Source organism: Allostreptomyces psammosilenae (assembly GCF_013407765.1).
In the GTDB taxonomy this organism is placed as follows: Bacteria; Actinomycetota; Actinomycetes; order Streptomycetales; family Streptomycetaceae; genus Allostreptomyces; species Allostreptomyces psammosilenae.
In genome coordinates this window covers 958684-981704 of sequence record NZ_JACBZD010000001.1, presented here as the reverse complement: position 1 = coordinate 981704, position 23021 = coordinate 958684, and the positions used below count along the sequence as shown (strand labels likewise).

The following is a 23021-nucleotide window of genomic DNA, read 5'->3' as shown; positions in this document are numbered from 1 at the left end:
CGCACCCACACCCGACCACACCCCGCCCCGCCCCGCCCCGCCCCGGGACACCGAAACGGAGGCCGCCATGACCACCGCCCTCACCTACGCCGAGACCGGCGCCACGCACCGCGTCCTGTTCGAACGCGAACCGCTCCCCCACGGCTACTCCCACCTCACCGCGGCGATCCCCCTCGGCCGGGTGGACCCGCGCGCCGCCGCCGACGCCGTGCTCACCTTCCGCATGCACCGCACCGCCGGCGTGCCCGTCTCCACCACCACCGAACGCGCCACGCCCGGCGATCGCGTCACCCCCCTGCTGCGCCTCGGCCCGGTGCGAGTGGCGGCACCGTGCGAGGTCGTCTGGACGGTCGAGACCGACCAGGCCGCCGGCTTCGGCTACGGCACCCTGCCCGGGCACCCCGAGTGCGGCGAGGAGGCGTTCGTCGTCCACCGGCTGGTCAGCGGGGAGAGCGTGCTCACCGTCACGGCCTTCAGCCGCCCCGCCGCCTGGTACACCCGCGCCGCCGGCCCCCTCGTCCCGCTCGGCCAGAAGCAGTACGCCCGCCACCTCGGCCGCACCCTCCGCCGACTCTGCGAGACCTCCTGACCGGCTGGCGCCCCCGGTCAAGCCCGCCACGCGGCCGCGCGTTCCCCTCAGGGCGGGCGCACGGCTCACACGCAACACGCTCCGTTGACAGCGTTAACGGAACCTGTCATTCTCGCCGAGAGGCCAAGGTGTACGCTCCCAGCGAGATGCACCTATCTTGCACGTGACGGGCGGAACGGGGAGGGCCAGTGGGCCTGGAGACGGTCGACGGACGGTTCCGAATCACCGGGATCCTGGGGCGCGGGAACATGGGCGAGGTGTACCGGGCCGAAGACGTCGAGGCCGCCCCGGACTCCCCGCACCGGGAGGTCGCGGTGAAGACGGTGCTGCGCGGCCGAACGGGAGTCGCGGTCGACGCATCGGGGTCCAGCAAGGAGATCGACCGCTTCCGCCGCGAAGTTCGGATCATGCGCATGCTCTCCAAGGGCCACGCCAACCTCACGCTGCTGATCGACGGTGGCGTGGATCGGACGCCGGGCGGCATCGGCCTGCCCTACCTGGCCATGGAACTGCTCGATGGTCATCCGCTCACGGACCTCATCGACGAGGAACCCCAACTGCCGGTCTCCTGGGTCGCCGCCCTCGGGGCGCAGATCGCTTCCGGCCTCGCCGCCGCGCACACCGCCGGGGTGGTCCACCGCGATCTGAAGCCGGCCAACGTGATGCTGACCAGCAACGGCACCGTCAAGATCCTCGACTTCGGGATGGGCTCGGTCGTCGACGACCCCAACCAGACGCGTCTGACCAGCACCGGGGTCAGCGTCGGCACGGCCCGGTACATGGCACCCGAGCAGTTCCGTGCCGAACGGGTCTCGGCTCCGGCCGACCTCTACGCGCTCGGCTGCATCCTGTACGAACTGCTGATCGGGCGGCCGCCGTTCTCGGCCAAGAGCGCCTACGACCTCTCCGAACAACACCTGCGTGAGCAGCCACCACGGCTGACCCTGGTGCGCCCTGACCTGCCCTCCGAGCTGGTCCGGCTGGTGGACCGCCTCCTGGAGAAGGACGCCGAGATGCGGCCCGAGAACGCCGCCCTGGTGGAGGAGGCCCTCCGACCGCTCGCGCTCGCACAGGACGACACGGCCGCCCTGCTCGCTACGCACTGGCAGGAGATGGACCCCGTGGCGCGGCTGCGCGTGCTGAGCCGCGAGACGGCGCCGCCCGTGCCGGCACCGGCGCGGCGCAAGGGACCGCGTCTACCGGACGCGATGGACGTCTTCGGCATACACGCCACTCTGATCAGCGAATACGAGAGCTTCACCAGGAGCGCCACGGTGATCCGGGACGCCCGGATCGCCGGCTTCGTCGCGGACGACCTGGCGTCGAAGTCGCAGTGGCCCGACCCGTGGCTGTCGCTGAACCCGTTCTTCGCGGACGGCGGCCAGGTCACCGACCTCGTGCGGGACGGAGTGCTGCACCCGAAGTGCGCGGAGATCTTCCAGGCCGGCAAGAAGGAGACCTCCCTCCGCCCGGACGGCCGCCCGCTGACCTTCCACCTGCACCAGCGGGAAGCGATCGAGGCCGCGCAGGCGGGCGACTCCTACGTACTCACCACGGGCACCGGTTCGGGCAAGTCGCTGTCGTACATCGTCCCGATCGTGGACCGAGTACTGAAGGAGCGTCAGGCGGCGGGGCCTGCTGCGGGAGGCCGGGTGCGCGCGATCGTCGTCTACCCGATGAACGCGCTGGCCAACTCACAGCTCAAGGAACTGGAGAAGTACCTGCGCCATGGGTTCGGAGCAGGCCGGGAGCCGGTCACCTTCGCCCGGTACACCGGACAGGAGTCAGACGAGCAGCGTCGGGAACTGCGCAAGAACCCCCCGGACATCCTGCTGACCAACTACGTGATGCTGGAGCTGATGCTGACCCGGCCCGACGACCGGTCCAGCCTGATCCGCATGGCGGAAGGGCTGCAGTTCCTCGTCTTCGACGAGTTGCACACCTACCGGGGTCGACAGGGCGCGGACGTGGCGTTCCTGATCCGCCGGGTCCGTGAGGCCTGCCGCGCCTCGGCCACCCTGCAGTGCATCGGCACCTCCGCGACCATGTCCACCGAGGGCTCCTGGGAGGACCAGCAGCGTGAGGTCGCCAAGGTCGCCGGTCGGCTCTTCGGCACCACGGTGCTGCCGAAGCGGGTGATCGGTGAGACCCTGGTCCGGGCCACCCAGGAGGCCCCTGCGACCGTGTCCGCCGAGCGGCTGCGGGTGCCGGCGGCGCCCCGCTCCTACGAAGCGCTGACGAAGGATCCACTGGCGCGCTGGGTGGAGTCCCGCTTCGGTCTGGAGTGCGAGGAGGGCACCGGGCGGTTGCGCCGCTGCGCCCCGAGCACGGTCGAGGCGGCCGCGGCCGAGCTGGCCGCGCAGTCCGGGGTGGCCGAGGAGGTCGTCCGCGAGGCGATCCGGACGACCCTGGAGGCGGGTGCGCAGGCCAAGCACCCGGTGACGGAGCGGCCGTTGTTCGCGTTCCGGCTGCACCAGTTCCTCTCCAAGGGGGACACGGTGTACACGACACTGGAGGATCCGCTCACCCGCCCGTTGACCCGCACCTATCAACTGGAGCAGCCGGACAGCGACGGCAAGCCGCTGTTCCCGCTCGCCTTCTGCCGCGAGTGCGGCCAGGAGTACCTGACCGTCTGGCGCACCGAGGAAGGCGGCACGTTCCGGTACGAGCCGCGTCGGGACACCTCCGCCTCCGGAGGCCGCGAGGGTGAGGGTTACCTGTACCTCGGCATGCCCGGGGAGGACTACGAATGGCCGGCCGATCCACAGAAGGCCGTGGACGACCGGCGGCTGCCGGAGTCCTGGCTCGAGCCGGACGCGCAGGGCGTGACGGTGGTCAAGAAGTCGTACCGACCTCGGGTGCCCAAGCGCGTCGTCGTGGACCCCTACGGGAACGAGTCCGGCGAGGGACTCGTGGCGGCATTCGTCCCGGCGCCGTTCCTGTTCTGCGTGCACTGCCAGGTCTCCTACGAGCAGACCCGCGGTCGGGACTTCGCCAAACTGGCCACCCTGGACCAGGAGGGGCGCTCCTCGGCGACCTCGCTGATCTCCGCGTCGATCGTGAAGTCCCTGCGGGCCGTGCCGGAGGAGAGCCTGGACAAGAGGGCGCGCAAGCTCCTCTCCTTCGTCGACAACCGGCAGGACGCGTCGCTGCAGGCCGGGCACTTCAACGACTACGCCCAGGTGACCCAGTTGCGCGGCGCCCTGTACCAGGCGGCGCTGCAGGCCGGTGAGGACGGGCTGCGCCACGACGACCTCGCCGAGGCCGTCACCGAGGTGATGGGGCTGTCGCCGCGCGAGTACGCCGCGGGCACGGACCTGGCTCCCTCCATGGAGCGCCGGGCCGTGAAGACATTCCGGGACGTCGTCGGCTATCGCCTCTACCGCGACCTCGAGCGCGGCTGGCGCATCACGATGCCGAACCTGGAGCAGACCGGGCTGTTGCGGATCGACTACGAGGATCTGGAGTGGCTCGCCGCCAAGTCCGAGCGCTGGCAGTCCGCCCACGCCGTGCTGCGCGACGCCGACCCGGCGCTGCGCGAGGAGGTCGCCCGTACGCTGCTGGACTTCATGCGGCGCGCCCTCGCCATCGACGTGCGGTATTTCCGCGACGACTTCGACACCCTGCAGCGGGCGAGCGAGGAGCGCCTCACGGGGCCGTGGGTGCTGGGAGAGAGCGACCGGCCGGCCGTCGGTACCGCCTATCCGTACGGCTCACGGCCCGGCATGGAGCGCTCCGCCCTGTTCCTGTCGGCCCGCGGCAAGTTCGGCAGGTACCTCCGGCGGAACATGCCCGAGCTGCGCGTCCTTCCCCTGGACGACGTCCAGGGCGTCATCGAGGACCTACTGGTGGTTCTGCGGGACGCGAACCTGGTGCGCGAGGTGGAGGCGACTCCTGAGCACTCCGGTCCGGCCTACCGCCGCCGTCCGGCGGAGAAGCGCACCGGCTACCGGGTGTCGGCCGCCGCCCTGATCTGGCGGGCCGGGAACGGCGAGCGGGGTGCGGTCGACCCGCTGGCGCGCACGTACAGCAGCGGTGAGGGCCCCCGCGTCAACCCGTTCTTCCGCGAGCTGTACCGGACGGCGGCGGCCGAGCTGGCCGGTCTGTTCGCGCGCGAGCACACCGCGCAGGTCACTCCGGAGGACCGGCTGGCGCGCGAGGATCAGTTCCGTGAGGCGGATCTGCCCCTGCTGTACTGCTCACCGACGATGGAGCTGGGCGTGGACATCTCCTCGCTCAACGCCGTGCTGATGCGCAACGTGCCGCCGACCCCGGCGAACTACGCGCAGCGCTCCGGCCGGGCGGGCCGTTCCGGTCAACCCGCGCTGGTGACCACGTACTGCGCGACGGGCAACAGCCACGACCAGTACTACTTCCGCCGCTCGCAGGCCATGGTGTCCGGGCAGGTGGCCCCGCCACGCCTGGACCTCGCCAACGAGGACCTGGTCCGCTCCCACCTGCAGGGCATCTGGCTGGCGGAGACCGGCATGAGGCTGGGCTCCGCGATCCCCGACGTCATCGACGTCGCCTACGACCCCGACGGCGGTGACCGCCCCGACCCCCTCATGCCGCTGCCGCTCCTCCCCGACATCCGCGACCTGTCCCTGGACGAGGAGGCACGCCGACGCGCGGTCGCCGCCGCCCGCACCGTCCTCGCCCCGCTGATCACCGACTTCGAGTCCACCACCTGGTGGTACGACGAGTGGATCGAGGACCGGATCGAGCGGGCCCCGAGGAACTTCGACGCCTCCTTCGACCGGTGGCGCCAGTTGTTCCGGGCGGCCGTCATCGACCAGTACGAGCAGAACAAGCGGGTCGTCGACCACACCCTGTCCCCGGGGGAGCAGAGCCGGGCGCGTTCCCGGCGCCGGGAAGCCGAGACGCAGACCAACCTGCTGCTGAACCGCTCCACCGACAGCAAGTCGGTGATGAGCGACTTCAACCCCTACCGTTACCTGGCATCCGAGGGGTTCCTGCCCGGCTACAGCTTCCCGCGGCTCCCCTTGGCCGCGTACATCCCCCGCTCCGGCAACCGCCGCAACGCCGACGGCGACTACCTGCAGCGTCCCCGGTTCCTCGCGATCCGCGAGTTCGGCCCCGGCGCGCTCATCTACCACGAGGGGGCCCGCTACCAGGTCACCCGGGTCCAGCTGCCGCCGGACGCCTCGGGCGACCTGGCGACGGCGGAGGCCCGGCGCTGCGACGGTTGCGGCTACCACTACGCCGTCAAGCCCGGCTCCGACAGGTGCACGATGTGCGGGGAGGAACTGAGGAGCAAGCGCACCGGTCTCCTCCACCTGCACACCGTCTACACCACGCCCCGCGAGCGGATCTCCTCCGACGAGGAGGAGCGCCGCCGGGCCGGTTTCCGCCTGGAGACCTCCTACGCGTTCCAGGACCACGGCGCCCGCAAGGGACGCCTCACCTCCCACGTCACCGACGCCGACGGGGTCCCCGTTCTCGACCTGGACTACGGCGACTCGGCGACCGTCCGCATCACCAACCTCGGCCGCGTCCGCGACAAGCAGGGCGAGCCTGACGGCTACTGGCTGGACCTGGGCGACGGCCGCTGGCTCAATGACCGGGCCGCCGCGGACGCCGTCGAGGGCACCGGCATGCCGGTGGTCGACCAGGACGGCAACGAGAAGCGCCGCAAGAAGCGGGTCCTGCCCTATGTGGAGGACCGCCGCAACATCCTCGTGGTCACCTTGGCGGAGCCGCAGCCCGAGCCAGTGGCCCTGTCGCTCCTCTACGCCTTGGAGCGTGGCATCGAGGCGGCGTTCGAACTGGAGGACTCCGAGCTGACCGCGGAGCTGCTGCCTCCGGACGACGGCCCGCGCCGCCGCATGCTGTTCACGGAGGCCACCGAGGGCGGCGCCGGTGTGCTGCGCCGGATCCAGCACGACAAGGACGCCCTCGCCAAGGCCGCCCGGACCGCCCTGGAGATCTGCCACTTCGACCCGGGGACCGGCGAGGACCAGGGCGGGCCGACGGACGACGAGAAGTGCGCACGGGGCTGCTACGCCTGCCTGCTGACCTACGCCAACCAGACGCACCATCGCCAGCTGAGCCGGCACACCACCCGCCCCCTGCTGCTGCGGCTGGCCGGCGCCCGTACCGAGCGGGAGGACCGCGGCGAGTCCCGCAGCGAACGGTTCCGCCGGCTCGCTCCGGCGGTCAGCGGCGCGACCGCCCCCGACGCACCCGACAGCGCCCCGGCGGCCTCACCGAGTCCACTGGAGGCGGATCTGGCGGCACTGGTCGCGGAGGGCGACCTGCTCAGCTGGCTCAGGGTGAAGGGCTACCGCCTGCCGGACGAGGTCAACGCCTTCATCCCGGAGGCGGGCGCACGCCCCGACCTCGTCTTCCGTCTGGAGGGCGCCAACCTCGCCGTTTTCGTCGACACGTCCGGCCGCGAGGCCGAGTCCACCCGCGACGCCGACGCCGGCTACCGCCTGGAGAACGCCGGTTGGGATGTCCTGCGCTTCTCGACGGACGCGGACTGGGACGCCATCGTCGACCACAATGCCGCCTACTTCCACACCCGCTGACCGCCCCCAACCCGCTCCCGACCCCAAGGAACCGAGACACCTGATGAGCCCCACGTACGCAGCTGGTTCGCTGGTCGCCGCCCGCGGCCGCGAATGGGTGGTGCTGCCGGAGAGCGCGCCCGACATGCTGGTGCTGCGCCCACTGGGCGGGAGCGAGGACGACATCGCGGCGGTCTTCCCCGCGTTCGAGGAGGTGCGCCACGCCGAGTTCGTGCCACCGAGCCCGGCCGACCTCGGCGACCAGCGCGCCGCCGGCCTGCTGCGCACGGCGCTGCGCATCGGGTTCCGGGCGGGCGCGGGCCCGTTCCGTTCGCTGGCGTCGATCGCCGTGGAACCCCGCGCATACCAGCTGGTCCCGCTGCTCATGGCGCTGCGCCAACGCACCGTGCGGCTGCTGATCTCGGACGACGTCGGCATCGGCAAGACCATCGAGGCCGGACTGATCGCCAAGGAGCTGCTCGCGCAGGGCGAGGCGACCCGGCTGGCCGTGCTGTGCTCCCCGGCCCTGGCCGAGCAGTGGCAGACCGAGCTGCGGGAGAAGTTCGGCATCGACGCCGAACTGGTCCTGGCCTCCACGGTGCCGCGCCTGGAGCGCGGCCTGGAGCTCGGCCAGTCCCTCTTCGACAGGCACCCGTTCACGATCATCTCGACGGACTTCATCAAGTCGACCCGCCACCGCGAGGACTTCGTGCGGCACTGCCCCGACCTGGTGATCGTCGACGAGGCCCACAGCTGCGTCGCCGCCGACGACGACGCGCAGGGCGGCGCGTCCTCCTCCTCGAACCAGCTCCGCTACGAGCTGCTGCGGAAGATCTCCGCCGATGCCGAGCGTCACCTGCTGCTGCTGACCGCGACCCCGCACTCCGGCAAGGAGTCCGCGTTCCGGAACCTGCTCGGCCTGGTGCGGCCCGAACTGGCGACCCTGGACCTGGAGGCCCCGTCGGGGCGGGCGAAGCTCGCCGAGCACTTCGTGGCCCGCAAGCGCGCGGACGTCCGCGACTACCTCACCAGGGAGGACGGCCTCGCGGACGACTCCCTGGCCGAGCGGACCGCCTTCCCGTCCGACCGCTGGACGAAGGACGAGCCTTACCGGCTCACCCCCGCCTACCGGGCGCTGCTCGACGACGCCATCGCCTACGCCAAGGACCGCGTCGAGACGGCCGGCGAGCAGGGCAAGCGGGAGGCCCGCATCGCCTGGTGGTCAGTGATCGCACTGCTGCGCTCGCTGGTCTCCTCGCCGGCAGCCGCCGCACAGACCCTGAAGACCCGGTCGGAATCCGCCGCCGCCCGCACCCCGCACGAGGCGGACGTCCTCGGCGCCCGGGTGGCCGCCGACTCAGCGGATAACGACCGACTGGAGGGCATGGACGTCGCACCGGGCGCCGCCGAGGCGGAGGACGCCGGCGCCCGGCTGCTCGAACTCGCCGAGCGGGCGAAGCAGCTCGCCGGTCCGGCCGAGGACGCGAAGCTGAAGGCGCTGATCCGGCACCTGAAGACGCTGATCGCCGACGGCTACCACCCGATCGTCTTCTGCCGCTACATCCCCACCGCCGACTACCTCGCCGAGCAGCTGGACGGCAAGCTCGGCAGGAAGACGAAGATCGCCGCAGTGACGGGCACGCTCTCCCCGCAGCAGCGCCTGGAGCGCATCGAGAAGCTCGCCGCCGAGTCCGCCGAGGAGGCCGGCGACCCGGCCGTGCGCCGCGTGCTGATCGCCACCGACTGCCTCTCCGAGGGCGTCAACCTCCAGCACCACTTCGATGCCGTCGTCCACTACGACCTGGCGTGGAACCCGACCCGCCACGACCAGCGCGAGGGCCGCGTCGACCGCTACGGCCAGAAGCGCGACCAGGTCCGCGTCATCACCATGTACGGCGAGGACAACGGCATCGACGGCAAGGTCCTGGAGGTGCTGTTCCAGAAGCACCGGCAGATCAAGAAGGACCTCGGCATCTCCGTCTCCGTCCCCGACGAGACCGCGTCCGGCGTGACCGACGCCGTCGTGGAGTGGCTGCTGCTGCACGGACGGCAGGGCAGCCAGCAGAGCCTGTTCGACCTGCCCGGCCACCAGGAGTCCCTCGACCGGATCGATCGCGAGTGGAACTCGGCCGCTGAGCGCGAGAAGACCTCCCGTTCCAGGTACGCCCAGCGCGCCATCCACCCGGAGGAGGTGGCCCGCGAGGTCGCCGCCGTACGGGCCGCGCTCGGCGGCGCCGAGGAGGTCCGCGAGTTCACGCTCGAAGCACTCCGCGACCTGGACGCCCTGGTCCGCGACCCGCGCGACGGCACCGGCGACTTCACCGCCCAGGTCGGCGGCACCCCGGCCGGCCTGCGTGACGCGCTGGCGGCCACCCTCGGCGGCCGGCTCGTCGAGGAGGACCGCGAGATCCCGTTCCGCACCACTCCGGCGATCGCCCGCGGCGAGGCCGCCCTGGTCCGCACCGACCCGGCGATCGGCGCCATCGCCGCGTACGTCCTGGACTCGGCGCTGGACGCGAACACCTCAGGCCCCCGTCCCGCTCGCCGCTGCGGTGTCGTCACCACGGACGCGGTCACCACCCGCACCACGCTCCTCCTGGTCCGCTACCGCTTCCACCTCACCCTTCCGTCCCGCACCGGCGAGCGGCAGCTCGTCGCCGAGGACGCCCGCCTGCTCGCCTTCGAGGGCGTGCCGTCGCGCGCCCACTGGCTGGACGACGACGCGGCCACCGCGCTCCTCGCGGCCCGCGCCACCGCCAACACCCACGAGCAGCTGGCCCGCAACCAGATCACCCGCACCCTGGACGGCCTGCCGGAGCTTTCCGCGCACCTCACCGACTACGGCACCCGCCTGGCCGCCGAACTCGACGCCTCGCACCGCCGGGTCCGCAAGGCCAACGAGGAGATCGTCCGCGGCCTGAAGGTCGTCCCGCAGGAGCCCGCCGACGTCCTCGGCGTCTACCTCTACCTGCCGCAGCAGCCCGCCGCCCCCGTCTCGTCCGCCGTCTCGCCGTCCGGAGCCGAAGCCTGATGCCCGCCGCCACCCGCACCGCCCTGGCCTTCACCGCCGTCACCACGGTCGGCGGCCTGCTCCCCGCCGACATGCTGCTGCGCATCGCCGAGGCGCGGAACCTACCGGGCACCAAGCCCGCCGACTACGGCCTGCCCGCCTCGGTGCCCGTCCGCGACGAGGCCGAGCGCGCCTGGGAGTACCTCAAGCCGCTCTGGCGCGACCTGCGCACCGCCCTCCCGGCCGACCCCGCGACCGGCGCGCCCGCCGCCGACCCTACCGGCCGGGCCGGCACCGACTGGCTCGCCCAGCTCTTCCGCAAGCTCGACTTCGGCGCGCTCACCGAGGTCGGGCCGGCCGGCATCACCGCCGACTCCGACCCGGACAAGCGCTTCCCGGTCTCCCACCGCCACGGCCCCGCCCTCATCCACCTCATCCCCTGGAACCAGGAACTCGACAAGCGTCCGGCCCCCGGCCAGGTCCCCGCGCAGTCCATGCTCCAGGACTGCCTCAACCGCACCGACGCCCACCTGTGGGCCGTCCTCACCAACGGCCGCCGCCTGCGCCTGCTGCGCGACTCCTCGTCCTTCGCCACGGCCTCCTACGTCGAGTTCGACCTGGAGGCCATCTTCGACAGCGAGCTGTTCAGCGAGTTCGTGCTGCTGTACTGCGTGCTGCACGCGTCCCGGTTCACGGTGCCGGCGGGCGAGGCGGCGTCGGGGTGCTGGCTGGAGAAGTGGCGCGCCGAGGCCGTCACCTCAGGCGCCCGCGCCCTGGACCAGCTGCGCCTGGGTGTGCAGAACGCCCTCACCGTGCTCGGCACCGGCTTCCTGCGGCACCCGGACAACTCCCGCCTGCGTGAGAACACCGATCCGAAGGCCCTCCGGGACGCCCTGCTGCGACTGGTCTACCGTCTGCTGTTCGTCTTCGTCGCCGAGGACCGCGACGCCCTGCTCGACCCGAAGGCCGACAAGCGGCAGCGGGAGGCCTACGAGCGGTACTTCTCCTCCGCGCGGCTGCGGGAACGCGCACGTCGGCGTCAGGGCACGGCTCACGGGGACCAGTACGAGGCGCTGCGCATCGTCCTCGACGCCCTCGGCACAGAAGGGGGCCGCCCGGAGCTCGCCCTGCCCGGCCTCGGCGGCCTGTTCTCGCACACGGACGCCGACGCTCCGTTGGACGGCCTCAAGCTGTCCAACGAGGCGCTGCTGACCGCCGTCCGCCACCTCGCCCAGGTCCGCGACCCCGGCGCCCGCCGCTGGCGCCCCGTCGACTACCGCCACCTGGACGCCGAGGAGCTGGGCTCGGTCTACGAGTCCCTGCTGGAGCTGGAGCCCAAGCACTCCGCGACGGACCGCTCCTTCGAGCTGATCGAGGTCGCGGGGAACAGCCGCAAGACGACGGGCAGCTACTACACCCCGTCCTCGCTCATCGAGTGCCTGCTGGACACGACGCTCGACCCGGTGATCGACGACGCCGTCAAGCGCGGCGAGCAGCGCGCCGCCGACGCCGGCCGTCCCGATCCGGCCGGCGACATCGTCGACGAGCTGCTGACACTGACGGTCTGCGACCCCGCCTGCGGCTCCGGCCACTTCCTCGTCGCCTCCGCCCGCCGCATCGCCAAGCGCGTGGCATCGGTGCGTGAGCGCAACCCGGAGCCGACGGTCGACGCCGTGCGCCACGCACTCCACGAGGTCGTCGCCCGCTGCATCTACGGTGTCGACCTCAATCCCATGGCCGTGGAGCTGGCCAAGGTCTCCTTGTGGCTGGAGGCCCTGGAGCCGGGCAAGGCCCTCAGCTTCCTCGACGCCCACATCAAGCACGGCAACGGCCTGATCGGCGCGACGCCGAAGCTGCTGGCGGAGGGCGTCCCGGATGACGCCTTCAAGCCCATCGAAGGCGATGACAAGAAGTACGCCTCGGCCCTCGTGAAGCGCAACAAGGCCCAGCGCGCCGGCCAGGACGAGCTCACCTTCGACACGGATGCCCTGCCCGGCAACGATCGCTACGCCGCCGAACTCGCCCGCATCATCGCAGCCCCGGCCGATTCCCTGGAGCAGGTACGGGCCCAGGAGTCCGCCTACCGCGCCTACACCGAGTCGGCGGCCTACGTCCACGACCTCCACGCCGCCGACGCTTGGTGCGCCGCCTTCGTCTGGCCCAAGCACAACGGTGCCCCGGAGGCTCCGACCGACCAGGTGTTCCGCGCCCTGCGCAGCCGCAACCAGTCCGCTGTCCCGGATGCCACCCACGCGGAAATCCTCCGCCTGCGCGACCAGTACCGCTTCTTCCACTGGCACCTGGAGTTCCCGGAGGTCTTCGCCGTTCCGGAGTCGGGCGTCGGTGTCCAGCCCGGGACGGGCTGGGCCGGCGGGTTCGACGCTGTGGTGGGGAACCCGCCGTGGGAGCGGGTAAAGCTCCAGGAGCAAGAATTCTTCGCGCAGCGGGACCCCCGTATCGCCGAGGCCAAGAACGCAGCCGCCCGCAAGCGCCTCATCGCCGAGCTGCGCGAGGATCCCGACGGCGCGCACCTGTACACCGAGTTCGAGGCGGCGAAGCGCCGCGCGGAGGGCGAGAGCCACTTTCTGCGCGATAGCGCCCGCTTCCCCCTGACAGGGCGCGGCGACATTAACACGTACGCCGTTTTCACAGAGACCGACCATATATTGACGGGGCCGCGGGGGCGGACGGGCGTGATTGTGCCGACGGGAATCGCGACGGACGCGACGACACAGTTCTTCTTCAAGGACCTTGTACAGAAAGGGTCTTTGGCCAGCCTCTTCGAGTTCGGAAATGAAGATAAACTCTTCGCCGCGGTCAAGGACTACGTGCGCTTCTGCCTCCTCACCCTGCGCAGCCAGGGCACCCCTGACGCCCCCATCTCCATGGTTGCCAAGGTCCGCCAGGTTGCCCAGATTCCCGACCGCTCATACACCCTGACTTCGCGTGACATCCTCCGCGTCAACCCGAACACGGGAACGTGCCCCATCTTCTCGTCCCGCCGCGATGCGGACATCACCCTTGGCATTTATCGGCGCGTGCCGGTACTGGTCGACGAGACAAAAGACGTGGGCAGGAACCCCTGGGGTATCTCGTTCATGCGCATGCTCGACATGTCGAACGACTCCCACCTGTTTCGTCCCGCTGCCCAGAACGGCGAGACCTTCGACGACCTCCTCAAGGCGGGCTGGACCCTAGACGGCAATGTCCTCCTCCGCGGAGAGGAGCGCCTACTCCCGCTGTATGAGGCGAAGATGCTTCACCACTACGACCATCGATTCTCCACGTACGAGAACGCGACAGAGCAGCAACTCAACGAACGCACCCTCCCGCGCTTCACTGTGGAGCAGCACCAGGATGCGTCCGCTGTAGCGATGCCTCGCTACTGGGTGCCGGAACAGGATGTTCCGACCGGCAAGGTAGACAAGAAAGGCAAGCCCATAATGGAGTCAGGCGTCCGCAGCCGTCTGGCTATCAAGGGATGGGACCGAGAATGGCTCTTCGGCTGGCGTGACATCTGTCGAGCAAGCGATGAGCGAACAATGATCAGCTTCGTTTTCCCTCGCGTAGCCGCCCCTGATGGCACCCTACTCATGCTCCCCCACTCGGGCCCAGTCGCTGGACTCGTGGCCTGCTTGTCCTCCTTCGTGCTCGACTTCGCCGCACGTCAAAAAGTTGGAGGTACCCACCTCAAGTTCTTTACCGCTTACCAACTCCCTGTCATCGCTCCAGCACAAGTCGCTCGCCATTCCAACTTCATCACTCCTCGTCTCCTGGAGCTCATTTACACGGCCCACGACATAGCCCCTTTCGCTCGAGATGTCGGCGATATCGGCTCCCCCTTCCGCTGGGACTCTGATCGCCGTGCCATCATCCGCGCCGAGCTGGACGCCCTTTTCTTCCACCTTTACGGCATCACCCGCGACGACACGGCATACATCTTGGATACCTTCAACGTCGTCCGTGACAACGATCTCAAGGCGTACGGCGAATACCGCACCAAGAACCTGATCCTGGCCGAGTACGACCGCATGGCTGCCGCCGGCCTGACCCTGGAAAATCCGCTCATGGAGGGCGAGTCCGGCACCTACCGCTCCACGCTCACCCCGCCCCCAGGCCAGGGTCCCCGCCACAGCTGACCCGCTACCCCTGGGTGGCCATGTATATGGCCACCCAGGGGTCCCCCTTGCGCACCAAGGAACCAACGCCACGTGGTACGTCGAAGCCAGACCAGCAATCCCCGCCCATCCGTGGTCATGACGTCGGGAGCCGCCTGGGGGGACCGTGCTGCCCGTCAGCGACGTGTGAGCGCCGCCGACATCCCGCTTCCCAAGCGGAAGGCAGCGAAGATCAAGGCTCTGCAGCACACGCTCGGGGCTCTGCGCAGCGCCATCAGGACCAAACGCATGCCGCGAGCCCGCCACCTCATCAGCCGGGCCGGGGCACTCGTCAACGCCCTTCTCTCCTCCGGGACCACGCAGGAACGGCAGCAACTCTCACTGCTGCGCAAGGAGTACGGAGCACTCGGCATCGCAGCCGCCGGAAGCCCCAAGGCTCCGAAGTCGAAACCCGCCGTGCTCTCACAGAAGACGAAGCCGACCGCGAAGTCCACGTCCAGATCCGCCGAGAAGGCGGAGGCGAAACGATACATGATGCCGCCACGTGGGCCATCGTGTGGCCCTCCGGCAACGGGGCCGACGCTCGTGACGCCTTGCAGACACTCTGCCGTGTCGAAGGCCGCGGTCCGCAGGTGATCCTCCATGCGCTGACCCTGCGCGACCGCGACGAGGTTCGGGCGAAGTGCGGACGACCCCTTTGGCGCGAGATTCGGGCCCCCGATTCCGCCATCGAGTTCTTCGCGACGCTCGGCGATGCGCTGGCGTCGGCTGCGGGGCAGGACACCGCGGCGGATGACGGAAGCCCTCACATATCCATCGAGCGCCCGTACTCCGTCGAGCTGGTCTCCGAGAACGAGGTGCTGTTCAGCTTTCACCACGACGAACCGCCGACGCGCGACGGCTCTCCCTCCGCGAGCCGCGAAGCGGCACAGGAGCTGTACTCGGCTGCACGCAGCCAGGAACGCCCCTCCGATCGCCTCACGTACGTGGCAACCAGATGCGCAACCGGCGAATGGACCACCGTGGAGGTCCTGGGGCCGGAGGATCTACCTCCGATGACTCCCCTCGAAGGCCATGTCAGTTCGCTCGTTCACGAGTTCGGTCTGCAGAGCTGGACGTACGATCAGGCACTCCCCTCGCACCGGCGCACCTCCTCCTCGCGAACCGCGTGAGGCGTGTGGCCCGCCGCTCCCCCCTCCCCCCAACCGGGACAGCGGCGGACGACAGCCTTCAATGCATCGTGACCAGGCCGTCCAGCCCTTCCAGATGACGGGGCAAGCGACGTCCCTGCCACCCCAGGACGAGGCGCTCACGCGCACGGGTGATCATGACGTAGTAGGCCATGCGGAGCCCGGCTGCGGTGGGGTCGGTGGCGGCGTCGGTCTCGGTGCCGGTGATGACGACGGTGTCGAAGTCGAGGCCCTTGGCGCTGGCACGGTGGACGAGGACGACGCCGGGGCAGGCCAGGTCGAGATCGCGGTAGCGCCTGGCGGTGGCCGCCGAGTTGTAGAGCTGGGGCCGGCGGGCGAGGCCGGACCGTTCGAGGTGACCCAGCAGTTCGCTCGCCGAGCGCATGGAGTCGACGATCACGCCGATGCGGTCCCGCGGGTGTCGAGCCGCCAGGGCGACGATGTCCTCGGCGAGGTCCCTGTTACCGGAGTAGTGGCGGACGTCGGGCAGGGAGCCACTGCGGAAGGGCAGTTCGGGGCGCGTGCCACCGGTGTGGAAGTGTTCGGCGAGGGCGGCGATCTGGCGGGTGTTGCGGTGGTTGCCGCCGATCTCGACGCGCCCCGTGGAGCGCCCGAGGGCGTCGGTGATCTCGCTGAGGGTGGAGTTGGTCTCGGTGAGGCGCTGGCACTCGTCGGCGAAGACCGTGACGGAGGCGGCGGCGAGGCGCACCAGTCGGTAGAAGCCCACCGGCACGTCCTGGCCCTCGTCCACGACCAGGTGTGGTGTGGCGGTGTCGTCCTCGCCGAGGGTGGCGGCGGCTTCGCGGGTGAGGACCGTCCAGTCGAACCAGCCGTCCTCGGTGCGCGGCGCGTAAGGGCCGAAGTGCTGCCGGAGCCAGCCGTGGACGGTGGCGGCTTCGACGGGTGCGCCGGGGACCGTGAGGCCCTGAAGGGTCTCGCGCAGGAGCTGGCGCAGGAGGTTGGAGCGGGACAGCAGCAGGGTGGGGCGGCCGGTGAGCGAGAGGTGGACGGCGCGGTGCGCGGCGAGCAGGCTCTTGCCGCTGCCGGGTGGGCCACTGACGACGTGGTGGCCGGTGAGCGGCAGGGCGTCCAGGCAGTCGCGCTGGGCCGGGGTGAGGTCGGGGTGGAGAACGGGGGTGTTCGCGGCGGTCATGGGTGTTGTCCCAGGGCGGTGGCGGCCGCGTGCTCGCGGCTGGTGGTGAGGACGTCGGTGAAGTAGCCGGGAACGCGGGCGGAGCCGACGACCAGGGCGCGGTCGAGGAGGGTGTTGCCGGTCTGGCAGCTCGTCTCGGGCAGCAGTGTGCAGGCGTGGCAGGCGGCGCGGTTGAGGTTTCCGAAGCCCTGACCGGTGTGTTCGGCGCACAGCGGGTCGGCGGAGCACCAAGCGGCCGCTTCCAGCATCCGAATGAGCGTCTCGGCGAAGTGCGGTGCCTCGCCCTGCCGGACCAGGCCGCCGAGGGTGCCTTCCGCGTCGCCGGCGGCCGTGTAGATCAGCACTCCGCGCTGGCCGTACTCGGGGCGTCCGTACACGCGCTCGCACAGGCTTGCGGTGGTGTAGCCGGAGTCGAAGGACAGCTGGCGGATGAGCAGGTGGGCGAGGGTGTGCAGGAGCAGGAAGCGGGGGGAGAGTTCGCTGCCAACGGTCTCGGCGAGTTGTTCGCCGCGGAACGACGCGTCGAGGTCGGTGCGGATGCCGTGGACGTGGCTCTGGACGCGGGGGTCGCGTTCCCAGGCGGCCAGGCGCTGCTCGTCGAGGGTGAGGACGATGCCCTCGCCGTAGACCTCGGTCGCCGGCAGCCAACGCAGGCGCCCGCTGGTGTCAGCGGGTACGAGGGTGCCGTCCAGGGAATGGCGTCGGAAGCCGGTCAGTGCCCGGACCTCGCGGAGCCGGTCGACGAGGACGACACCGTCGACGTGCGCGCCGAGGGTGGCCCAGGGCTCCTCCGTCTCGCCGTCGAGGCCGAGTCCGCCTCGGCGGACCGCGAACTCCTTCGTGGGTTCCGGCAGGTGGGCCGCGTCAAAGGCGTGCCACTCGTCGCGGCTCAGGTCGAGTTCTCCAGAGTCCTGCCGCCCGGCGGGCGAGGGTGCGGGCGTCCCGGTGGCCTCCGCGATGAGCTGATCGATCAGGCCGTCAGGGGCTTCGGTGTCTTCCTTGATCATGTCGCGGAAGAGGCCGGCTCGCGGCGTGCCGAGTGTGCCGAGCAGGTTCCACCAGTACTGGTGGCTGAGGACGGCCTCCGCCTCGTCCTCCTCCGCCCGTGGAGGGGCAGTGGACTGGGGGATGTCGAGGGCCGAGTACACGACCGGGTAGTAGACGTTGCCGGCGGTGCGCTGGACGATGTGGACCTGCTGGCCGCAGGAGGCGCTCTGGTGCGGGCGCTGCCACGGGTTGCGGCCCGAGCAGCGTCCGCCCTGGGGTCCGAGGACGTCGAGCAGGTTGCGCTCGGCGCCGCACGGTTTTCCCCCTTCCCCAGTCGCTCCGCAGCGCACCGAGAGCGCACCGAGTCCGGAGACGCGGTCGGCGACCCGGAAACTGAGACGGCGTGCCTTCCACGCATGCGTCGACTCGGAGCAGGACGCCCGGCGTTGGGGCGTGAGGTTGGAGTGGGCCCAGTACCACCAGTCGACGTCGTCGAGGTGCCCGTCCGGGCAGATGCGGACGAACCGCATCGGGGTGAGGCGGGGGGCGGCGGCGCAGGACGTGCAGACGGGCGGCTCGCCGGGCTTCTCGTTCTCGTGCAGGAAGCGGACCATGGCCCGGCAGGCGCCGCAGAACAGCCAGCCGGGGAAGCGGACGTAGGGAACGCCGGGACGGTCGGGCTGGTCGTAGCGGTCGTTGAGGGTGTGAGGGGCGGCGAAGAAGCCCGTGACGCCCAGTCGGGCCGCGAGTCGGTCGGAGGCGATGGGGGTCTTGAGCGGCGGCCAGGCCTCGATGCCGGCGGCGACGAAGGACTCGCCCTGGATGTCCAGGACGGCTCCGACGCCGAACGGCAGCACGGTCTGCGCCTGGCGAACGCGGAGTTTGCGCTTCACTTTCCCGCTCCCGTCACGGTGATCTGGCACTCGCGGTCGACGCTGCGCATGGAGTTGAGGGTCTCCCACAGGCCGTAGCGCTGCTCGAAGGTCTTGAGCAGGTTGTACTGGCCCTTGCCCTGGCTGCGGTAGTAGAGGTCCTTGCCCTCGGCCGCGGCCGTCTCGGCCTGCCGGTACCAGTCCTCCAGGAGGTACCCGAGTTCCCTCCGGACGTCGGCGCGTACGGCGTCGCCATCGGCTCCCGTGGCGCCGCTCTCGGCGGTCGCGGCACGCGCGGCGAGGGCGTCGGCGATCCGCTCGACCTCGTCCTTGTGGCGGGTGATCCGTCCGGCCTGGTTCTCCAGGGCCAGGCCGAGCCGGTGGCGTACGAGGATGACGAGTGCTGCGTGCAGGGCACGGCGGCGTGCGGGCAGGGACCACGGGGTGATGCTGGCGGGTTCCACGTACCGGTAGAGCGCCCGGTGGTAGTCGATGAAGGTCTCGTAGTGTGACCGGTCGCGCGGGCGGGTGGCGTTGAAGTAGGCGACGACGAGACCGGGCACGTGATGACGGCCGACGCGGCTGGTGGCCTGGATGTACTCGGCGGTGGTCTTGGGCTGGCCCTGCATGAGGAGGTAGGCGAGCCGCTTCACGTCGACGCCGACGGAGAGCATGTTGGTGCACGGCAGGAACGACACCGACGAGGGATCCGTCCACGGCCTCTCCAGGCGGTCGAGGAGGATGGGCTGCTCGGCGCGCGGCAGGTTGCTGGTCAGTTCCTGGACGTCGCCGTCGCCGAGCGGGCGTACGCCGGCCCCCTCGTCGAGGCCTCGGAGCTGCGCGGGGATGTCGTCGCCGGCGGCGGTGACGGTACGGCCGAGTTCCCGCAGGCTGTGGTGGTAGGCGACGAGCGTCCAGTAGTCGTCGCGGTGCTCCTCGGGAAGCTGGTGGACGCCCTGCAGCATGGCCGCCGTGGTGGCGACGGCGCCGCGGCCCGCCGTATGCCCCTGTGCCATGACGCCGAGGTAGAGGCGGCCCGGTCGGCCCGTGTCGGGTACGGCGAAGAAGCTGTCGCGGGCGTCGAGTCCGGACGGCGGGAAGAGCTGGACGTCCTGGTGGTGCAGGGCGCGGACCTGTTCGGCGGAGCGGCGGATGGTGGCCGTGGCGGCGATGATCTTGGGCGGGCGGCCGTTCGCGGCGGTGCACAGCTCGAGGACGGCCGCTTCGTAGAGGCCGACCGTGCTACCCAGCGGGCCGGTGAGCAGGTGCAGTTCGTCCTGGATGATCAGGGACGGCGGTGGGTTTCCGGTGCCGGCGCCGAAGAGACGGCCGGAGAGGGGTTCCCAGGCCAGCCGGGCGAACTTGTCGACGGTACCCAGCACGAACGTGGGCGGACTCTGGTAGAGGTGCTGGTCGACGACCGCGACGGGGAGGACGTCGTGGAAGGCGCAGGTGTCACGGGTGCAGTAGAAGGCGAAGTCGTCGGCGTCGGCGCGGACTCCGTAGTCGGAGCGCACGCTGGACCTGGTCGGTGGCAGGATGCGGGTGCCGCACCAGGGGCAGCGGTCGAGGATGAACACGTCCTCGGGGTGGGTGGCCTCGCGCTGCTGGTCGAAGGCCTCCTTGGCGGCCTGGAAGCTGTTGGGGGTGGTGGTCTCCCCGACCCACAGGCCGATGGTGATCGGTTCGTCCCCGAGTCCGAGTTCGGGTTCGGAGCGGCGGAGGTGTTCAAGGGCGCAGATCGTGGTGGCGGCGCGCTGGAACTGCTGGGTGGTGAGCAGGCTGAGGGTGTAGCGGCTGAGCACGGCGGTTCCGCCGCCCTCGCCGCGGATCCGGCGCAGGGCGATGGTGAAGGCGGCGAGGAACAGGTACGCCTCGGTCTTGCCGCCGCCGGTGGGGAACCAGATCAGGTCGGTGGTCCCGCGATCGCGGTGGTCGGGGTCGGCGACGCCGTCGAGGGCGAGGAGGAAGAAGGCGAGTTGGAAGGGGCGCCAGGTGGCCTTGGGGTCGACCGGCGGATCGACGGCCACGGGGGATGAGCGCGGGCGACGCTGACCGGCCTGGTCGGGGGAGGAGTGCCGCATCTGCAGCAGCATGGCGCGTTGGGCAATGCGGAAGGCGGCGAGGAGTTCGGGGGCGTTGGGGTCACACAGGGTGCGCACGCCCGCTTCGATGCGGGTGACGGCCTGGCGGACGCGGCCGAGGATTCGTTCCGCGGCTTCCCGTCCCCAAGCCGGAACCTCGACGGACCGCTGGCCCACGTACCAGGCGTGGTAAGAGGCGGCGAACTCCGCGAGTTCCTCACGGAGTTGCTCACTGCTGACGGTCGGGTCGGCCAGGTGGGAGATCGTGAGCACGGGGGCGTCGAGCGGGCCGCCGGCCCGAATCGCCGGCACCTCTGCGCGCGGCAGGGTTTCGCAGGCGAGGAGGCCGATGCCACCGTGCTCGTCGCGGACCTCGCGGACGGCGCAACCGTGGCCGACGGCATGGGTGACGACGTGCCGGTACTGCAGGCGCAATTCGCGTTCCTCGGGGTCCCGGCTGCTGAGCCGGACACTGGGGTACGGCAGCACGGCACCGTCGGCGGGACGCACGGTGAGTCGGCACTGGAACAGCATGTCGTCCCAGCTCGGCGCCTTGCCGTCGGTGCCGTCGTGGTGGGCGCTGTTGACCAACGCCACGGTGACGAGTGTGCCGTCCCCGTAGGAGCGGCAGCGCAGGCGGATCTCCGCACGACCGTCGAGGACGGGCACGGTCTCCCGGTCGCGACCGATCACGTGTCCCTCGGGCGCGAGGGGGATGCGGCGCCAGCGCCGCCCGCCCCCGGGTTCCTTCTTCGACGTCTCGTAGCGGGCGGCGGCGCAGTTCACCTCGACGTGCGTGGCATCGGTGTAGAAGCTGAGGCCGAGGGATGCCGGGAGCCAGCTGTTGGTCTCGGGCACCGGGTCTGGTGCCGGATCCACGTCGGGGGCGTCCTGCTCGGTCCCGGGTGCCTCGGGGTCCTCGGCCGCGAGGGCGAGTTGCCGCTGGAGGTCCGCCTGTTGCGGGTAGAGCGTGCCCATCAGGTACTGCCGGTCGGGCGGCGCGTGGAGCACCTCCTCGTCACCCCCGGCGGGGCCGACGAGCTGGCGGGTGAGGTAGTCGACCAGTTCCTGGCGGGGGTCCATCTGCGGGTTCCTTCGATCCGGGGTGGTGTCGGGCGGGGGCGGCGTGCTCCCGGCGGAGACGCGGCCGGTTCAGGAGGTCAACGGGAGGACCCCGTGGCGGACCAGCTCGTCGTGGAACTTCGCCTTGGCCTTCGCTTCGACTTGGCGGATGCGCTCGCGGGTGACGCCGAAGACGCCCCCGATCTCCTCCAGAGTGTCCGGCGCGTCGCCGTCAAGACCGGTGCGCCTGACGAGGATGTGCCGCTCACGCTCGGAGAGGTGCTCCAGAACGTGCCGCACCCGCGCATGGAACTCCTTGTGGATCAACACGACGGCAGGCCCGGGCAGGCGGCTCGGTCCCATGATCAGGTCACCGAGCGCGGTGTCGCCGGCGACGATCCGGTCGAGGGAGTCGGTGGGCCGGCTGATCCTCCGTACCTTTTCCACTTCGGCGAAGGTGAGACCGCTGGCATAGGCCACGTTGTCGACGGTCCTGGCCCGGCATTCGCCCAGGAGCTCGCGCTCGGCCACGGCGACCTTGTGGAGCTTCTCGTGCATGTGCACGGGCACCCGGATCAGGGTGCCCTCGTCGGCGACGGCCCGGGTGATGGCCTGCTTGATCCACCAGGTCGCGTAGGTCGACAGCTTGTTTCCCTGGGTGGCGTCGAACTTGCGAATCGCGCGCAGCAGTCCGATGGTTCCGTGCTGGACGAGATCCTCGATGTCCAGTCCGTGCCCTTGGTAGTGCTGTGCGATCTTCCACACGAGCCGCTGGTTGTGCACGACCAGGCACTCGTGAGCGCGCCACCGCTCGCCGTCGCGGGGCAGCGCCGCGATCTCGTCTGCCGGCAGATCGCGACTGAGGAGGTCGGTGTCGGTACCCCCGCGGAGGAGCACGGCGAGGCCCACTTCCTCGTCCGCCTTGAGCACCACCCGGGCTGCGTTCCGGCGCCACCGGTCGGCTTCCAGCACCGCTCGGGCCGCGTGGACGGCATCGGACAGGGTGTTGTCCGTGCCGGCAATGGCGGAGCAGCCGCCCTCCCTGCCGATCGGCGGCTTCGTGGCCATGGCGCTGGAAGCCGGCAAAGTCGCAGGCGCGGTGCGCGGCACCTGGCACTTCGCCGGCGCCTGGGCGTGTGTGCGGGCTGGACCGGGCCGAGTGATCGGGAATTCGGCGGTCAGTTCCCGCACTTCCGCGGGGCTGAGCCCGTGGAGCCGTGCAACACCGTCATGGGCGAGCCGGCTGACGGCGCCGTCGTCGCCGGCGTAGCGAGCCAGCATCCGTCCGGCCTCGGTCAGACGTCTGGTCGCCCCGGTCGCAGCACGCCGAGGCTCAGGGGCGACGGGCACGGGTCCGTGGTCGGCACGTCCCCGGCGTGAGGACCTGACGCGAATGCCGACAGCGGCGAGCCCGGTACGGAGCCTT

The 23021-nt window shown here is 70.7% G+C and carries 9 protein-coding genes; 5 read left to right on the top strand and 4 right to left on the bottom strand.

Going from position 1 to position 23021, the window contains the following annotated elements; all coding sequences use genetic code 11:
* The first annotated feature begins 67 nt into the window (after positions 1-67).
* From FHU37_RS03865 to FHU37_RS03845, 5 genes are all read left to right on the top strand, one after another.
* Entirely contained in the window at positions 68-589 is a 522-nt protein-coding gene (locus tag FHU37_RS03865) for a DUF1990 domain-containing protein (RefSeq protein WP_179812817.1), read from the top strand.
* 188 nt (positions 590-777) lie between these two features.
* On the top strand, positions 778-7140 hold the full coding sequence (locus tag FHU37_RS03860; protein ID WP_179812816.1) for a protein kinase domain-containing protein: 6363 nt from the start codon (positions 778-780) through the stop codon (positions 7138-7140).
* 43 nt (positions 7141-7183) lie between these two features.
* Complete coding sequence (locus FHU37_RS03855) at positions 7184-10150, top strand: DEAD/DEAH box helicase (RefSeq protein WP_179812815.1); 2967 nt, start codon at positions 7184-7186, stop codon at positions 10148-10150.
* Positions 10150-14268 carry an Eco57I restriction-modification methylase domain-containing protein gene (locus FHU37_RS03850; RefSeq protein ID WP_179812814.1) on the top strand — a complete coding sequence of 1373 codons (4119 nt, stop codon included), beginning with the start codon at positions 10150-10152 and terminating at the stop codon, positions 14266-14268. The genes FHU37_RS03855 and FHU37_RS03850 overlap by 1 nt, the downstream gene beginning before the upstream one ends.
* A 572-nt stretch (positions 14269-14840) precedes the next feature.
* Positions 14841-15419 carry a hypothetical protein gene (locus tag FHU37_RS03845; RefSeq protein WP_179812813.1) on the top strand — a complete coding sequence of 193 codons (579 nt, stop codon included), beginning with the start codon at positions 14841-14843 and terminating at the stop codon, positions 15417-15419.
* A 58-nt stretch (positions 15420-15477) separates the two neighbouring features.
* On the opposite strand, the gene FHU37_RS03840 is transcribed toward FHU37_RS03845, so the two are convergent.
* From FHU37_RS03840 to FHU37_RS03825, 4 genes are all read right to left on the bottom strand, one after another.
* The gene (locus tag FHU37_RS03840) at positions 15478-16590 is read right to left on the bottom strand and encodes an AAA family ATPase (protein WP_179812812.1); all 1113 of its coding nucleotides are present in this window, start codon (positions 16588-16590) and stop codon (positions 15478-15480) included.
* On the bottom strand, positions 16587-18470 hold the full coding sequence (gene drmB, locus FHU37_RS03835) for an MrfA Zn-binding domain-containing protein (protein WP_179812811.1): 1884 nt from the start codon (positions 18468-18470) through the stop codon (positions 16587-16589). Before drmB ends, FHU37_RS03840 begins: the two co-directional genes overlap by 4 nt.
* Positions 18467-21616 carry a helicase-related protein gene (locus FHU37_RS03830; protein ID WP_179812810.1) on the bottom strand — a complete coding sequence of 1050 codons (3150 nt, stop codon included), beginning with the start codon at positions 21614-21616 and terminating at the stop codon, positions 18467-18469. The genes drmB and FHU37_RS03830 overlap by 4 nt, the downstream gene beginning before the upstream one ends.
* Before the next feature lie 69 nt (positions 21617-21685).
* Positions 21686-22876 carry a sigma-70 family RNA polymerase sigma factor gene (locus FHU37_RS03825; protein WP_179812809.1) on the bottom strand — a complete coding sequence of 397 codons (1191 nt, stop codon included), beginning with the start codon at positions 22874-22876 and terminating at the stop codon, positions 21686-21688.
* Between the last annotated feature and the right edge of the window lie 145 nt (positions 22877-23021).

Excerpts from the sequence above, each read along its gene's own strand:
- FHU37_RS03840 (WP_179812812.1), bottom strand. The coding sequence starts at position 16,590 with ATGACCGCCGCGAACACCCCCGTTCTCCACCCCGACCTCACCCCGGCC.
- FHU37_RS03830 (WP_179812810.1), bottom strand. The coding sequence starts at position 21,616 with ATGGACCCCCGCCAGGAACTGGTCGACTACCTCACCCGCCAGCTCGTC.
- FHU37_RS03865 (WP_179812817.1), top strand. The coding sequence starts at position 68 with ATGACCACCGCCCTCACCTACGCCGAGACCGGCGCCACGCACCGCGTC.
- FHU37_RS03850 (WP_179812814.1), top strand. The coding sequence starts at position 10,150 with ATGCCCGCCGCCACCCGCACCGCCCTGGCCTTCACCGCCGTCACCACG.
- FHU37_RS03855 (WP_179812815.1), top strand. The coding sequence starts at position 7,184 with ATGAGCCCCACGTACGCAGCTGGTTCGCTGGTCGCCGCCCGCGGCCGC.
- FHU37_RS03825 (WP_179812809.1), bottom strand. The coding sequence starts at position 22,876 with ATGCTGGCTCGCTACGCCGGCGACGACGGCGCCGTCAGCCGGCTCGCC.